Source organism: Micromonospora sp. NPDC003241 (genome assembly GCF_053589795.1).
The window spans coordinates 64,042-79,495 of the sequence record NZ_JBSFSO010000018.1; the positions used below are offsets into that span (position 1 = coordinate 64,042).

At 72.9% G+C, this 15,454-nt stretch carries 15 protein-coding genes; 13 read left to right on the forward strand and 2 right to left on the reverse strand.

The window, feature by feature from the left end:
- Positions 1-128: 128 nt before the first annotated feature.
- From ACWDVW_RS16755 to ACWDVW_RS16765, 3 genes are read left to right on the forward strand one after another with little or no spacing between them, the layout of a single operon-like run.
- On the forward strand, positions 129-794 hold the full coding sequence (locus ACWDVW_RS16755; RefSeq protein ID WP_449949417.1) for a TetR/AcrR family transcriptional regulator: 666 nt from the start codon (positions 129-131) through the stop codon (positions 792-794).
- 37 nt (positions 795-831) lie between these two features.
- Positions 832-2,250 (forward strand): aldehyde dehydrogenase family protein, encoded by a 1,419-nt coding sequence (locus tag ACWDVW_RS16760; RefSeq protein ID WP_449949419.1) that lies wholly within the window; start codon positions 832-834, stop codon positions 2,248-2,250.
- The gene (locus ACWDVW_RS16765; RefSeq protein ID WP_449949422.1) at positions 2,247-3,323 is read left to right on the forward strand and encodes a zinc-binding dehydrogenase; all 1,077 of its coding nucleotides are present in this window, start codon (positions 2,247-2,249) and stop codon (positions 3,321-3,323) included. The genes ACWDVW_RS16760 and ACWDVW_RS16765 overlap by 4 nt, the downstream gene beginning before the upstream one ends.
- Before the next feature lie 83 nt (positions 3,324-3,406).
- Here the strand turns inward: ACWDVW_RS16765 and ACWDVW_RS16770 are convergent, their stop codons facing one another.
- Positions 3,407-4,993 carry an alpha/beta hydrolase-fold protein gene (locus ACWDVW_RS16770; protein ID WP_449949426.1) on the reverse strand — a complete coding sequence of 529 codons (1,587 nt, stop codon included), beginning with the start codon at positions 4,991-4,993 and terminating at the stop codon, positions 3,407-3,409.
- 356 nt (positions 4,994-5,349) lie between these two features.
- On the opposite strand from ACWDVW_RS16770, the gene ACWDVW_RS16775 reads away from it, so the two are divergent.
- From ACWDVW_RS16775 to ACWDVW_RS16805, 7 genes are all read left to right on the forward strand, one after another.
- Positions 5,350-6,096: a FadR/GntR family transcriptional regulator gene (locus tag ACWDVW_RS16775; protein ID WP_350696820.1), complete on the forward strand. Its 747-nt coding sequence runs from the start codon at positions 5,350-5,352 to the stop codon at positions 6,094-6,096.
- Positions 6,097-6,169: 73 nt separating this feature from the next.
- Positions 6,170-7,213: an aromatic ring-hydroxylating dioxygenase subunit alpha gene (locus tag ACWDVW_RS16780; protein ID WP_449949429.1), complete on the forward strand. Its 1,044-nt coding sequence runs from the start codon at positions 6,170-6,172 to the stop codon at positions 7,211-7,213.
- Positions 7,210-7,428, forward strand: coding sequence for a hypothetical protein (locus ACWDVW_RS16785; RefSeq protein WP_449949432.1), 219 nt, complete (start codon positions 7,210-7,212; stop codon positions 7,426-7,428). The genes ACWDVW_RS16780 and ACWDVW_RS16785 overlap by 4 nt, the downstream gene beginning before the upstream one ends.
- The gene (locus ACWDVW_RS16790; RefSeq protein ID WP_449949435.1) at positions 7,425-8,384 is read left to right on the forward strand and encodes a PDR/VanB family oxidoreductase; all 960 of its coding nucleotides are present in this window, start codon (positions 7,425-7,427) and stop codon (positions 8,382-8,384) included. The genes ACWDVW_RS16785 and ACWDVW_RS16790 overlap by 4 nt, the downstream gene beginning before the upstream one ends.
- A 24-nt stretch (positions 8,385-8,408) precedes the next feature.
- Entirely contained in the window at positions 8,409-9,203 is a 795-nt protein-coding gene (locus ACWDVW_RS16795; protein WP_449949438.1) for an IclR family transcriptional regulator, read from the forward strand.
- Between the two features lie 86 nt (positions 9,204-9,289).
- Positions 9,290-10,156: a PaaX family transcriptional regulator gene (locus ACWDVW_RS16800; protein ID WP_449949441.1), complete on the forward strand. Its 867-nt coding sequence runs from the start codon at positions 9,290-9,292 to the stop codon at positions 10,154-10,156.
- Positions 10,157-10,382: 226 nt separating this feature from the next.
- A complete protein-coding gene (locus ACWDVW_RS16805) occupies positions 10,383-12,479 on the forward strand; it encodes a DUF6351 family protein (protein WP_449949444.1) in 2,097 nt (698 codons plus the stop codon).
- 103 nt (positions 12,480-12,582) lie between these two features.
- Here the strand turns inward: ACWDVW_RS16805 and ACWDVW_RS16810 are convergent, their stop codons facing one another.
- Positions 12,583-13,044 carry a MarR family winged helix-turn-helix transcriptional regulator gene (locus tag ACWDVW_RS16810; protein ID WP_396745551.1) on the reverse strand — a complete coding sequence of 154 codons (462 nt, stop codon included), beginning with the start codon at positions 13,042-13,044 and terminating at the stop codon, positions 12,583-12,585.
- Positions 13,045-13,127: 83 nt separating this feature from the next.
- Here ACWDVW_RS16810 and ACWDVW_RS16815 point away from each other — a divergent pair, with 83 nt between their 5' ends.
- From ACWDVW_RS16815 to ACWDVW_RS16825, 3 genes are read left to right on the forward strand one after another with little or no spacing between them, the layout of a single operon-like run.
- Positions 13,128-14,054, forward strand: coding sequence for an SDR family oxidoreductase (locus ACWDVW_RS16815; RefSeq protein WP_449949447.1), 927 nt, complete (start codon positions 13,128-13,130; stop codon positions 14,052-14,054).
- Between the two features lie 24 nt (positions 14,055-14,078).
- Positions 14,079-14,960 (forward strand): amidohydrolase family protein, encoded by an 882-nt coding sequence (locus ACWDVW_RS16820; RefSeq protein WP_449949450.1) that lies wholly within the window; start codon positions 14,079-14,081, stop codon positions 14,958-14,960.
- 16 nt (positions 14,961-14,976) lie between these two features.
- Positions 14,977-15,429: a MaoC family dehydratase gene (locus ACWDVW_RS16825; protein WP_449949452.1), complete on the forward strand. Its 453-nt coding sequence runs from the start codon at positions 14,977-14,979 to the stop codon at positions 15,427-15,429.
- Positions 15,430-15,454: the final 25 nt, after the last annotated feature.

Consider the following 15,454-nt stretch of genomic DNA (forward strand, 5'->3'; position numbering starts at 1 on the left):
TGCGCACCCGTCCTTTCGGTTGGGCTGGTGACGTCTCTGCGTTTAAACTAGCGCTGCAAGTTTTCGGCTGTCCAGACCTGCGGTGTGGCAGAGTTCCGCCACAGAGCACCGACCCGAGGAGGAAGCCCATGCCCCGGCCACGACAGGCGCTGCTCAGCCGGGAGCGGATCGTCGAGGCCGCCGTGGCGCTGATCGACGCCGACGGGCTGGCCGGCTTCTCCACCCGTCGCCTCGCCGCCGAACTCGGTGTCCGGGGGCCGTCGCTCTACAACCACTTCGCCACCAAGGACGCGATCCTCGACGCGGTGGCCGACAGCATCACCGGCCAGGTGGACGTCTCGTACTTCGGCGCGGTCGACTGGCGGGTGGCGCTGCGCCGGTGGGGCCACACCTACCGGGCGGCCCTGGCCGCGCACCCGAACATCGTGCCGCACCTGGCACAGGGACCCGGACGCCGACCGGCGGCGCTGGCGATGGCCGACGCCGTCTACGGGGCACTCGTCACGGCGGGCTGGCCACCGGCCCGGGCCACCCACATCGGCGCGCTGATGCGGTATTTCGTGACCGGCTCGGCGCTCGGCTCGTTCGCCCGGGGCTTCGTCGAGGACCCGAGCCTCTACGCCGACCAGTACCCGCACCTGAGCCAGGCGCACCGGCTCGCCGAGCACCAGCAACAGGTCGACGAGGGCGCCTTCACGCTGGGCCTGGACGCCCTGATCGAGGGTTTGTCCCGCAGCTACGAACGCACGGTGGGCCCGCTGTCACCCCTCCCGCCGACCGACGAGGCGTACTAGGGTCGAAACTTCCACTGCTAGGCGAGGTGAGGGCCGCATGGATCTCGCACGGACCGACTTCTACCTGGACGGGCGCTGGGTCACGCCGGGCGGCGGAGAGTCGCTGGAGGTGCACGACCCGACGACCGAGGAGGTCGTCGCGACCGTACCGGCCGGCACCGCCGAGGACGTGGACCGGGCGGTGGCCGCCGCCCGCGCGGCGTTCGGGAGCTGGTCGGCGACCGACCCGGCGGACCGGGCCGCCCACCTCGACCGGCTGCACGCCGAGCTGACCGCCCGCGCCTACGACATCGCCCGCACCGTCGTGCGGGAACTCGGCACCCCGCTCAAGGTCGCCACCCGGGTCCAGACCGGCCTGCCGCTGACCGTGCTGCGCAGCTACGTCGACCTCGCCGCCCGGCCGCCCGCGCCGGAGACCGTCGGCAACACGCTCGTGGTGCGGGAGCCGGTGGGCGTGGTCGGGGCGATCACCCCGTGGAACTACCCGCTGCACCAGGTCGTGGCCAAACTCGCGCCGGCGCTGGCCGCCGGGTGCACGGTGGTGCTCAAGCCGAGCGAGCTGACGCCGCTGACGGCGTACCTGCTCTTCGACGCCGTGCACGCCGCGGGTCTGCCGCCGGGCGTGGTCAACCTGGTCACCGGCACCGGTCCGGTGGTGGGCGAGGCCATCGCCGCGCACCCCGACGTGGACCTGGTCTCCTTCACCGGCTCGACCGCCACCGGTCGGCGCGTCGCGCACCTGGCCGCCGACCGGATCGCCCGGGTCGCGCTGGAGCTCGGCGGCAAGTCCGCCAACGTGATCCTCGACGACGCCGACCTGGCCACCGCCGTCAAGGTCGGTGTCGGCAACGCCTTCCTCAACTCGGGGCAGACCTGCACCGCGTGGACCCGGATGCTGGTGCAGCGGGCCCGCTACGACGAGGCCCTCGACCTGGTGGCCAAGGCCGCCGAGGGCTACCAGCTCGGCGATCCCCTCGAACCGGCCACCCGGCTCGGTCCGCTGGTCTCGGCGCAGCAGCGGGAGCGGGTCCGCGAGCACGTCGCCCGGGGGCTGACCGACGGTGGCCGGCTGGTCGCCGGTGGGCCGGACGCCCCGGTGCCGGACCGGGGGTTCTTCGTCGCCCCGACGGTGATCGCCGACGTCGACCCGGACAGCGCCCTGGCCCAAGAGGAGGTCTTCGGGCCGGTGCTGGCGGTGATCCCGGTCGACGACGACGACCACGCGGTGACCGTCGCCAACAACTCCCGCTACGGATTGGCCGGCGCGGTCTGGTCCGCCGACGAGGAACGGGCGCTGCGGGTGGCCCGGCGGCTGCGGACCGGTGCCGTCGACATCAACGGGGCGCCGTTCAACCCGATGGCCCCGTTCGGCGGCTACAAGCAGTCCGGTCTCGGACGCGAGCTGGGCAGCCACGGGCTGGCGGAGTTCTGCGAGATCAAGGCGATCCAACGGTGAGGGGCGTGGTGGCCCGGGCCGCCGACGCGCCGCTGCGGGTGGAGCCGGTCGAGCTGCCCGAGACCGGCCCCGGGCAGGTACGGGTCGGCATCCGGGCCTCCGGCGTGTGCCACTCCGACCTGTCCATGGCGAACGGCACCCTGGCCGCGCCGTACCCGCTGCTGCTCGGACACGAGGCGGCCGGCGTGGTGGAGGAGGTCGGCGACGGCGTGGACCGGGTCGCCCCCGGCGACCACGTGGTGCTCAACTGGGCACCGGCGTGCCGGTCCTGTTGGTTCTGCCGACGCGACGAGCCCTGGCTGTGCCGGCGCAACGGCGCACCCGCCGTGGCCCGGGGACACACCGTGGACGGTCGGCCGCTGCACGTGACGCTCGGTCTGGGCGCGCTCGCCGAGCAGGTGCTGGTGCCGCAGGAGGCCGCCGTGGCGGTGCCGTCGGAGCTGCCGTTCCCGGCGGCGGCGCTGCTCGGCTGCGCGGTGCTCACCGGGGTCGGCGCGGTGCGGCGTACCGCACGGGTGTCCGCCGGGGACTCGGTCGCGGTGATCGGTCTCGGCGGGGTCGGGCTGTCGGCGGTGGCCGCCGCCCGCGCGGCCGGTGCCGGTGTGGTGATCGGGGTGGACGTCGCCCCCGCCAAGGCCGAGTTGGCCGCCGCCGCGGGCGCCACCGACTTCCTGCTCGCGGACGACTCGCTGGTCCGCGCGGTCCGGGGGCTGACCGGTGGTCGGGGCGTCGACCACGCGGTGGAGTGCGTCGGGCGGTCCGCCACCATCCGCAGCGCCTGGCAGAGCACCCGCCGGGGCGGACAGGTCGTCGTGGTGGGGATGGGCGGTAAGGAGGACATCGTCGGCCTGAGTGCGTTGGACATCTTCCACTCCGCGCGGACGCTGCGCTCCTCGGTCTACGGATCCTCCGACCCCGACCGGGACGTGCCGGAGCTGGCGCGGGCGGTGCTCGACGGCACGCTCGACCTGAGCTACCTGGTCACCGACCGGGCGACCCTCGACGAGGTACCGGCGGCGTTCGCCCGGATGGCCCGGGGCGAGGGCGCCCGGACGGTCGTCCAGTTCGGCTGAGCGCCTCCGGGCCGGTGGACGACGACGGTCCGTGGTGACATCCCTCGGCGGAGTGCCACCACGGACCGGTCGGGTGCGTCAGGTCAGCCGGCCTGCGCCGGGCTGCTCTCGGCGGTGTTGTAGAGGCTGTCGCCCTGGTAGCGGGCGGTCACCGGCTCGGTCAGCGGGCCGCTGACGTTGCCCTTGAACTCGGCGACGCCGTTGCGCACGTTCGCCGAACCGAGGCGCTTGTCGCCCGCGTAGAAGTCGACCTTGCCGGAGGGCTTGCGGTCACTGGTGGTCACCGAGGCGACCTCGGCGGTCGCGATGATGCGGTACCGGTGCGAGTTGCCGGCCCGGATCGACTCGACGTCCAGGTCGACGGTGGTGCTCCGGAACGCGACGGTCCGCAGGTAGTCGTTGAGCATCTGCCGCCACACGTCCCAGACGTGCACACCGTCGATGTTGAACTCGGTCACCTCGACGCCGGCCGCACGCCAGTTCTCGGTGCGGGCGACCGAGTCGGGCGCGATGTTGATCAGCCAGTCCTGGAGACCGGTGCCGACGTGGATGCCGCCGGACACGGCCTTCATCCGCGCCACCTGCTCGGCGGAGGGGTTCACCGCACCGCCGGCCGCGCCCCACGCACCGTGGTAGCCGACCAGGTCGGTGTTGTCGTACAGCAGCGTGATGGCGCGGGCGCCACCGGCGGAGAGGCCACCGAAGGCGCGGTCCTGGGCGCGGGTGGAGACGTGGTAGTTCTTCTCCACGAACGGGATGACGTTGTTCCGCAGCTCGTCGACGTAGCCCTGGTTACCGTTGGGCAGGCCGTTGAAGTCGGTCGAGACGATCACCATCGGCAGCGCCTTGCGGTCCCGGATCGCGTTCTCCAGGATCTCGTGGGCGACGCCCTCCATGGTCCAGTCGGTGGCGTTGCCGCCGCCGCCGTGGCTGAGGTAGAGCGTCGGGTACGGGGTGGCGCGCTTGGCGTCGTAGCCGTGCGGCAGGTAGACCACCACGTCGTGCTTGCCCACCGGGTTGGTGGACAGCGGCGAGTCGTACCAGCGCTGCTCCAGCTTGCCCGCCTTCTTGCGGTCGACCGGCGCCTGGTAGCTGTTGTCGTAGGTGGGGAATCGCTTGCTGTTCGGCACGTAGACCCGGCTGAGCAGCGCACCCGGCGCGGTCGCGTGCGGCGTGACCTCCAGCGGGTTGGCCGGGTCGGGGTGCAGCGTGCAGCCGCTGGCCGTCGGGCTGTCGCAGTCGTGGGTGAACGCGTACCGGAAGGTGCCGGAGGGCAGCGGCGTGGTGAACGTCCACACCCCGTCGCGCCCCTGCTGCATCGGCAGCGGACGCCACGGGTCGGCGAGGATGTCGCCGGGCTGCCACTGCGCGCCGGTGCGGGCGTCACCGCAGCCCACACAGGTCACGCTCGCGGGCTGGGAGAACCACCACTCACCGTAGATCTGGACCGACTGCACGCCGGCGGGCGCCTGGTAGCGGAAGGTGACCGAGTGGCCGGTGGGGGCCTGGTTGGTCTGCACGACCTTCGGTCCGAGGTCGGCGGCGGGGGCCGCGGACGCCGCGGGAGCCGCGAGGGCTCCGGAGGCGATCGTCAGCCCGGCGACGGCCGAGACGGCCAGCGCGCGGCGCAGCCGACGGGTCGGCGCGGCTTGAGGATGAGCAACGGGCATGTGTGCGTTTCCCTTCATCGGCTGGTCGCCCGGTTGTTTCCGGGGATGTCGCACGGGCGACCAGTGGTGGGTGCTGACGAGTCCGTCGCTCCCCTGGTGTGTGACCGGTCCGTGACGGTCCGATGAGGACCGGCACGGGCCGGACGGCGGCCAGGGCGCTCCGATCCCGGTGCGGTGCGGGGTCGCACCGGGCCCGTCGTGTGGCGCCACCTGCTGATTAACGTGATCGTCACACAAAGGTGATATCTTTGTAAACACATTGGTGGCACCTTTTGCCGCCGATCCGCCCCGCGCCGACCTGGCCGGCGGTACGCGGCGCGCTAGTCTCTCCGCAGGCGAGTGATCGGGGAACCTTGATGGGCGAGGCGACACGCGACGCGGCGCGGGCCGCAGCGCCGGTGCTGCACGACGCCGTGCTCGACGCTCTCGGGTTGGAGATCACCAGCGGTCGGCACGTCGCCGGACAGGCGCTCACCCTGGAGCAGTTGCAGCAACGCTTCGGCGTCTCGCGGACCGTGATGCGGGAGGCGATGCGGATCCTGGAGTCGCTGCACCTGGTGGCCTCCCGTCGCCGGGTCGGCCTGGTGGTCCAGCCGATGCACCGGTGGCGGGTGCTCGACCCGCGCGTGATCCGCTGGCGGCTCGAAGGGCCCGGCCGCGCCGCGCAGTTGCGGACGCTCACCGACCTGCGGGTGGCGGTCGAACCACTCGCCGCCGCCGGGGCCGCCCGGCACGCCACCGCCGAGGAGCGGCAGCGGCTGCGCGCGTTGGCCGCCCGGATGCGGCAACTCGGCGAGGCCGGCGAACTCGACGCGTTCCTCGCCGCCGACGTCGAGTTCCACGCGCTGCTGCTCCAGGCCTGCCTCAACGAGATGTTCACCGCGCTGACCGGGGTGATCGCCGAGGTGCTCGCCGGCCGGACCGAACACGGGCTGATGCCCAAGTGCCCCCGACCGGTCGCCCTGGACCTGCACGAGCAGGTCGCCAACACGGTCGCGGCCGAGGACGCCCGGGGCGCCGAGACCGCCATGCGGGAACTCGTCGAGGAGGTACGCGACGCGATCGGCACCGCCGACGCGACCGCCCCGACTTTCACTGAGTGAGAAGGCGACTCCCGACCGGCGGGCCGCGCCCGGGACCATCCGACTGACCGTCGTACGTCGACAGGAGGTCCGGATGCCGTTCGCACGTGACCAGTGGTACGTGGCCGCGTTCAGCACCGAGGTCGGGCGGGACCTGCTCGCCCGTACCGTGCTGGGTGAACCGCTCGTGTTGTACCGCACCGGGTCCGGCACGGCGGTGGCGCTCGCCGACCGGTGTGTGCACCGGCGCTACCCGCTGTCGGAGAGCCGCCTCGACGGGGACACCGTGGTCTGCGGCTACCACGGCTTCACCTACGACCCGAGCGGCGCCTGCGTCTTCGTACCCGGGCAGCAGCGCATCCCCCGGACCGCGCGGGTTGCCGCGTACCCGGTGGTGGAGCAGGACACCCTGGTCTGGGTCTGGATCGGCGACCGGGACCGGGCCGACGCGTCCACCATCCCCCGCGCGCCCTGGCTCGGCGACCCGCGCTACACGACGGTACGCGGCATGGCCCCGTTGGACGCCCGGTACGGCCTGCTGGTGGACAACCTGATGGACCTGTCCCACGAGACCTACCTGCACGGTGGCTACATCGGCACACCCGAGGTGGCGGACACCCCGATCACGACCGAGGTGGACGAGGATCGCGGCGTCGTCTACGTCAGCCGGCACATGGACGACGCGGCGTGCCCGCCCTTCTATGCCCGCTCGACCGGCATCCAGGGCCGGATCACCCGCTGGCAGGACATCGAGTACCACCCGCCCTGCCTGTACGTGCTGCACAGCCGGATCGCCCCGCAGGGCGTCTACCCACCGGCCCAGGGCGACGACGACCAGGCGTTCCACGCCGAGATCGTGTACGCCATCACCCCGTCGACCGAGCACACCACGTACGACTTCTGGGCGGTGGCCCGGGACTTCGCCGTGGACGACGAGTCGGTCAGCGAGTACCTGCACCAGAGCAACCACACCGTGGTCATGCAGGACGTCACCGCCCTGAACATCCTGGAGCGGGTGATCGCCGGCGAGCCGGAGCGGTACCAGGAACTGAGCATCAACATCGACACCGGCGGGCTGGCCGCCCGACGGCTGCTCGCCCGGATGGTCGAGTCGTCCACGGTGGAGGCGCCCCGGTGACCGCGCCGGCCGGCGGGCTCACCGGTGACCGGGTCTACCGGATCCACTGGCTGCCGGGCACCGACACGCTGCGCGGCACGTGCCACTGCGGCGCCGAACGGATCGCCGAGGAGCCGGTGCAGTTGTGGGAGTGGCTGCTCGCCCATCCCCGGGACCACCGGCCGCCGACGGCGACCGTACCGTCCCCGCCGCAGCGGGCGGTGGTGACGGCATGACGCCGACGACGCTGGTGGTCGCCCGCCGCGATTCGGTGGCCACCGGCGTGGTGGTGCTGACCCTGTGCCGCCCGGACGGTGGCGAGGTGCCCGCCTGGACCCCGGGCGCGCACGTCGACCTGGACCTGGGGCCGGGACTGGTACGCCAGTACTCGCTCTGCGGCGACCCGGCCGACCGCACCGCGCTGCAGGTGGCGGTGCACCTGGCGTCGGACGGGCGCGGCGGTTCCCGGCACGTGCACGAACGCCTGCTGCCCGGCGCGACGGTCCGGGTGGTCGGGCCGCGCAACGCCTTCCGGCTGGTCGAGGCCGACCGCTACCTCTTCCTCGCCGGAGGCATCGGCATCATCCCGATCCGGCCGATGGTCGCCGCCGCCGACGCCGCCGGTGCCGACTGGCGACTGGTGTACGGCGGACGCAGCCGCAGCTCCATGGCCTTCGCCACCGACCTGCGGCAGGCGTACGGCGAGCGGGTGCGGCTTCATCCGCAGGACGAGACGGGCCTGCTCGACCTGGACGCGCTGATCGGCGACGCGGACGACGCGGTCGTCTACTGCTGCGGGCCGGAGGGGCTGATCGACGCGGTGCAGCAGCGCTGCCGAACGTGGCCGCCCGGCCGGCTGCACGTCGAGCGGTTCGCCCCGACGGTGCAGGCCGGTGGTGCGGGCGCACCGGCCGGTACCGGCGCACAGGCCGTCGAGGTCGAACTCGCGCTCTCCGGCCGGACCGTGCACGTGCCGCCGGACACCTCGATCCTGGCCGCCCTGGAGCAGGCCGGTACGCAGGTGCTCTCCTCCTGCCGCGAGGGCACCTGCGGCACCTGCGAGACCACCGTGCTCGACGGCGTGCCGGAGCACCGCGACAGTCTGCTCACCGAGGAGGAACGGGCCGCCGGGGACACCATGCTGATCTGCGTGTCCCGGGCGCGTACCCGGCGGCTCGTGCTGGAGCTGTGACCGGTCGACGGGGATGATGGCGGGGTGCAGGCACGGCCCGGGCGCTCGGTCACCAGCAAGGTGCTGGCGCTGCTCGACGCGTTCAGCCCCGGTGAGCCCGCGCTGACCCTGAGCGAACTGGCCCGGCGGGCCGAACTGCCGCTGCCCACCGCGTACCGCCGGGTCGCCGAACTGGTGGCCTGGGGCGCGCTGGAACGGGGTGACGACGCCCGCTACCGGGTCGGTCTTCGCCTGTGGGAGGTCGGTTCGCTGGCGCCGCGCGGGCTGGGGCTGCGCGAGCTGGCGCTGCCGGTGCTGGAGGACCTGTACGAGGTGACCCACGAGAACGTCCAGCTCGCCGTCCGGCAGGACCTCGAACTCGTCTTCATCGAGCGGATCGCCGGACGGCACGCGGTGCCGGTGCTGACCCGGGTCGGCGGCCGCTTCGCGCTGCACGCCACCGGTGTCGGGCTGGTGCTGTTGGCGCACGCACCGGCGCAGGTGCAGGAGCGGGTCCTCGCCGCGCCGCTGACGCGGTACACCGAGCTGACCGTCACCGATCCGGTGCGGTTGCGCCGCCAACTCGCCGAGGTCCGCCGCGCCGGGTACGCGATCAGCGACCGGCAGGTCACCATGGACGCCCTCTCCGTCGCCGCGCCGATCGCCGGGCCGGACGGGGTGGTGGCGGCGATCTCGCTGGTGGTGGCGTACGACCGGGCGGACCCGCTGGCGCTGGCGCCGCTGGTGCAGGCGGCCGGTCGAGTGGTCTCCCGCGCACTGGGTCGCCCGTCCGCGTCGACCCGGCCGGCGCCGTTACCCCGACGTCCCCGTACGCAGTAGCTTGTCCGGGTGCGTGTTCTCCCCTTTCCGGCCCGTCGTCCCGGCCCGACCGGGTCACCCGGCGCGCCGTGTTGACCGAGGGCCGGATGCGGCAGCCGGAGCCCGCCACGCCGTCGGATCGGGCCGCGGTGGGTCGGGCCCGGGCGCAGCGGCTGCTGGTGACGTTGCTCGGTGACCACTGGCACGCCGGCCGGTCCCCGCTGCCCTCCGGCGGGCTGGTCGCGGTGCTCGCCGAGTTCGGCATCGCCCCGGCCAACGCCCGTGCCACGCTCGCCCGCCTGACCCAGCGCGGCATGCTCGAACGCACCAAGGAGGGCCGGCGGACCAGCTACCGGCTGACCGAGTCGGCGTCGCAGACCCTGCGCCGGGGCGCCCGGCGCATCTTCGCCAGCAGCGGCTCCGACGACTGGGACGGCGTCTGGACGCTGCTCGCCTTCACGCTGCCGGTGGACGACGCGAACCAGCGCCGGCTGCTGCGGGCCCGGCTGCGCTGGCTGACGTTCTGGCCGTTGTACGACGCGACCTGGGTGACCCCGCACGACCGGTTCGACGAGGTGCACGAGCAGCTCGGCGAGCTGGGCGTCACCGACGCCGTGGTGCTGCGCTCGCGGGACTTCGAGCTGCTGCCGAGCACCCGCGCCCGGCTGGAGGCCGCCTGGCGCATCGACGTGCTCGCCGACGGCTACCAGCGATTCCTGGAACGCCACCGTGCGGTGGCGCGGCGGGCCGAGGCCGGTGCGCTGGGCCCGTCGGAGGCGCTGGTCGCGCGGACCGAGCTGGTCAACGACTGGCGGGCGCTGGTGGGCGACGATCCCGACCTGCCGGCCCGGTTCCTGCCGCCGTCCTTCCCTCGCGCACAGGCACGGGTGATGTTCCTGCGCACCGCGCAGGCCCTGGCAGATCCGGCGCAGCAGCGCTTCGAGGAACTCGTCCGGACTCCCGAGCGGGGCTGACCGGGCTCCCGAGCGGGGCTGAGCAGAGGCGACACCGCGGCCGATCTTCGCCATCCATAGATGCGATGCAGAATCGTTGACGCGCGATCAGATTTCGCATTATGTTCGCCACACGTGCCTGATCAGCAGGTCCAGCCGTCCGTCTCCGGCTGAAAGGGGTCCCGTCATGCCCACCGATCGACCTCAGGAGCACACCAGACAACGATCATGGAAGGGAGCGCTGGCCGTGGTCGCCACGGCGACGCTGCTCGCCGGCTCCGCCGCACCGGCCCTGGCCACACCGCCACCCCACGCGGGCCCCGCCGACCGCGCCTTCGAGGTGACCGTCCTGTCCGGACGGGCCGACACCGTCAGCGGCGGCGACGCGCTGGTGCGCGTCGCGGTGCCGCGCACCGTACCCCCGCACCACGTGAAGGTCCGGCTCGACGGCCGCGACGTCACCGACCGGTTCCGGGCCACCGACGACAAGCGCACGCTGCTCGGTCTCGTGGACGGCCTGGCGTTGGGCGCCAACGAACTCGAGGTCCGCGCGAACGGGCAGGGCCACGGCCGGCCCCGCGCCACGCTGACCCTGCGCAACCACCCGGCCGCCGGCCCGGTCATCTCCGGGCCGCACATCCCGCTGTTCTGCACCGCGTCGGGCAACCCGTGGAACCTGGGCCCGGTGGACGCGGACTGCCACGTGGCGCAGCCCCGGATCACCTACCAGTACCGCACCACCGCCGGCAGCTTCGTCGCGCTGCCGGACGGCCCGCTCCCGGCCGACGTCGCCACCACCACGACCAGCGACGGCCGCACCGTGCCGTACGTGGTCCGAGTCGAGCGGGGCACCATCAACCGCGCGGTGTACGAGATCGCCCTGCTGCACCAGCCGGGCACCGCACCGCCCGACCCGTGGACGGCGACCGACGGCTGGAACGACCGACTGGTCTACACCTTCGGCGGCGCCTGCGGCATCGGCTACACCCAGGCCACCAGCACCGGCGGGGTGATGAACCACAGCCTGCTCAGCCGGGGCTACGCGGTCGCCAGCGCGACGTTCAACGTCTTCGCCAACAACTGCAACGACGTCACCTCCGCCGAGACCGCGATGATGGTCAAGGAGCACTTCGTCGAGTCGTACGGGGTGCCGCTGTTCACCATGGGCTGGGGCGGCTCGGCCGGCACCATGCAGCAGTTGCTGATCTCCAACGCGTACCCGGGCATCCTGGACGGGGTGATCGGCCAGATCGGCTACCCGGACGAGCGCTCGGTGACCATCACCGGGCACGAGTGCCGGTTCATCACCCAGGCGGCGCCGGCGGCCGGGCTGTCCACCGCACAGCGCACCGCGGTGACCGGCTTCGCCAGCCCGAACACCTGTGGCGGCTACCAGAACTTCGACAGCGTCGACTGGCCCGCCACCTGCCCGAACCACGTCCCCGCCGGGCTGCGCTACCACCCGGTGACCAACCCGGACGGCATCCGCTGCGCGATGGCGGACTTCATCTCCAACGTGTACGGGGTGGACCCGGCCACCGGCGCCGGGCGGCCGATCATCCCGGACACCGTCGGCGTGCAGTACGGGCTGCGGACCCTGGACGCCGGGGTGATCAGTCCGGAGCAGTTCGTCCGGCTCAACGAGGGCATCGGTGGCCTGGACGTGGAGGGCAACCGCACCCCGCACCGCACGTCGGCGAACGTCGACGCGATCGAGGTGGCGTACGCGACCGGACGCGTCAACCAGTTCGACGGCGGCCTGCGGTCGACGCCGATCATCGAGACGCGTGGCTACACCGACCCGAGCGGCGACTTCCACGACCGCTTCCGCTCCTGGAACATGCGGGAGCGACTGCTCGCGGCCAACGGCCACGCGGACAACCACATCAGCGTCACCAGCGCGTCCGGGGCGGCCGCCTCGACGAGTCAGACCCAGGCGCTGGTGGACATGGACGCCTGGTTGACCGCCCGGACGGCGTTGGCGGCGAGCCGGCCGCACCTGGACGAGGCGGCACTGACCCGGCTCTCCCGCCCGGCCGGGCTGGCGGACCACTGTGTCGCGGCGGACGGGGAGCGGGTCGTGGAGACGTTGACCCTCGACCCGGCGGCCCGGTGCAACCAACTCTTCCCGTTCCACCGCAACCCGCGCGTGGAGGCGGGCGGGCCGACCAGTTCCGCCGTGCTCAAGTGCCGGCTCGCGCCGGTGGACCGGGCGGCGTACGGCGTGGACTTCACCGACGAGCAGTGGCAGCGGTTGCGGGCGGTCTTCCCGGACGGGGTCTGTGACTGGTCCCGGCCCGGCGTCGGTCAGGTCCCGCTGACCGGCACCTGGATCCGCTTCTGAGCGCACCGGTGTCGGGCGACGTCATCCGGCGTCGCCCGGCACCGGCGCAGCTCGGTCCGGCCCAGCTCGGTCCGGCACCGGCTCGGCTCGGTCCGGCACCGGCTCAGTCCGGGAAGGCGAGCAGGCGCAGCAGTTGCGCCAGCCGGGCGTGGTCCTCGGGGGTGACCGCGGCCAGCAGGCCCAGCTCCACGGCGTGCGCGGAGGACTGGGCGCGGGCGAACAGCTCGCGACCCTCGTCGGTGGCGACCAGGACGTTGGCGCGCCGGTCGGCGGGGTCGGTGCGGCGCTCGACCAGGCCGCGTTTCTCCAGGTCGTCGATGAGCGCCACCACCTGGCTCGGGTCCAGCCGGAGGAACTCGGCCAACTCCCGTTGGGTGGGGCGGGTGTCGTCGGCGGCCAGCGCGAGCACCGAGTACGAGCGGGCCTTCAGGCCGTGTTCGGCCAGGGCGGCGTTGGCCGCGGCGAGGGTGAGCGCGTTGGCGCGCACCAGCAGGAAGCTCAGATCCCGGCCGAGCACGCTGTCCCGCAGGCCGTCGGCCGGCCGGGCTCTCTCGGGAGGGGGCACGGCAACGATGATAGCAAGCCTCACCAATAATTGACTTTCTCAACGGTTCATGTTCCGATCGATCTCGACGCGAAGGAGTGCCCATGTCCCTGGACGGCAAAGTCGCCATCGTCACCGGAGCCGGACGCGGTCTCGGCCTCGCCTACGCCCGCCAGTTGGCCGAGCGGGGTGCCGCGGTCGTGGTCAACGACGTGGACGAGCAGGCGACCGCCGACGCCGTCGCGGCGATCCGGGCGGCCGGCGGACGTGCCGTCGCGGTGGTCGCACCGGTCGGCCCCACCGAGACCGCGCAGGCCCTGGTCGCCACTGCGGTCGAGAGCTTCGGTCGGCTCGACATCCTGGTCACCAACGCCGGGGTGCTACGCGACACGGTGCTCTGGAAGATGACCGACGAGGACTTCGACACCGTGATCGGCGTGCACCTGCGCGGCACCTTCACCACCGTGCGCGAGGCCGTGCGGCACATGCGCCAGGCCGGCGAGGGCGGGCGAATCGTCTGCATCGGCTCCCCCACCGGCCAGCGCGGCACCTTCGGCCAGACCAACTACGCCGCCGCCAAGGCCGGCATCGTCGGCATGGTCCGGACCTGGGCGTTGGAGCTCAAGCGGGCCGGCATCACGGTCAACGCCGTCGTCCCGGTCGCCGCGACCGCGATGACCGCCACCGTCCCCTACTTCGCCGCCGCGGTCCGCGCCGAGGCCGCCGGTGAGCCGATGCCCGCCTTCTTCCGGCACGACCTCGGCTTCGGCACCTCCGACGACGTGGCCGGGTTGGTCGCCTTCCTCGGCTCCGACAGCGCCGCCGAGGTGACCGGCCAGGTGATCGGCGTGGGCGGCGACCGGATCCAGATCTGGACCCACCCGGAGGTCGCGCTCACCGCCCACCACGAGGGCGGCTGGTCGTACGACGCATTGGTCACCGCGTGGCCGACCGAGTTCGCCGGTGCGCTGCAGAGCGTCGGCGAGCGCTTCCCGGAGTTGCCCGAGGAGTTCCGCGACACCGCCTCCTGACCCGCCGGACGAAGGTTCCCGAGCATGTACCAACCCGCGATCGACCTGGACGCCGTCACCGCGATCGACATGCACGTACACATCGAGATCGACGACCACGGCCACGCCTCGCTGCCCGACCCGCTCGTCGCCGCCGCCTCGACGTACTTCCGCACCGACGGCCCGCGTCCGGCGGTGGACGCGGTGGCGCAGTACTACCGCGAACGGAACATGGCGGCCGTGGTGTTCAGCGTCGACGCGCGGACGCAACTGGCGCACCCGCCGCTGTCCAGCGCCGACATCGCCCGCGCCGCAGCCCAGCACGCCGACGTGCTCGTCCCGTTCGGCTCGGTCGACCCGCGCACCGGCGAGGCGGCCCTGGAACTCGCCGCCCGGCTGATCGAGGACGAGGGCGTACGCGGGTTCAAGTTCCACCCCACCGTGCAGGGCTTCGACCCGAGCCACGAGGAGTACGCGCCGCTGTGGGGCCTGATCGAGAAGGCGGGGCTGCCGGCGTTGTTCCACACCGGGCAGACCGGCATCGGCGCGGGACTGCCCGGTGGCTACGGCTTCCGGCTCGGGCTGTCCAACCCGATGCTGCTCGATCCGGTCGCCGCCGAGTTCCCGGACCTCCAGATCATCATGGCCCACCCGTCGGTGCCGTGGCAGGACGAGGCGCTGTCGGTGGCGACGCACAAACCGAACACCTGGATCGACCTGTCCGGCTGGAGCCCGAAGTACTTCCCGGCCGAGCTGGTGCGCTACGCCAACTCGATCCTCAAGAGCCGGGTGCTCTTCGGCACCGACTACCCGCTGCTCACCCCGGACCGCTGGCTGCGGGACGTGGCGAGCACCGACCTCAAGCCCGACGTGCTGCCCGGCATCTTGAAGGACAACGCCGCCCGGCTGCTGCGCCTGGCCGGATGACGACGGAAGGACACCCGTGACCACCACCATCGCCTACGACCAGCTCGCCGGCCTCGGCGGCACCGACCTCGGGCACACCGAGTACCGGACCGTCACCCAGGACCAGATCGACCTGTTCGCCGACGCGACCGACGACCACCAGTGGATCCACGTCGACCCGGAACGCGCCAAGGACGGGCCGTTCGGTGCGCCGATCGCCCACGGCTTCCTCACCCTCTCCCTCGCCGTGCCGTTCTGGACGGAGCTGCTCGACGTGACCGGGGTGTCCACGAAGGTGAACTACGGCCTGGACAAGGTGCGCTTCCCGGCACCGGTGCGGGTCGGCTCGCGAGTCCGGATGCGGGCCGTCGTCGCCGAGGTCACCGAGGTGGCCGGCGGCTACCAGATCGCCGTCGACCAGACCATCGAGATCGACGGCGGCGGCAAGCCCGCCGTCGTCGCCCGAGGGATCTACCGCTTCTACGCCTGACCTGCCGGGACCGCCGCCGCCCGAC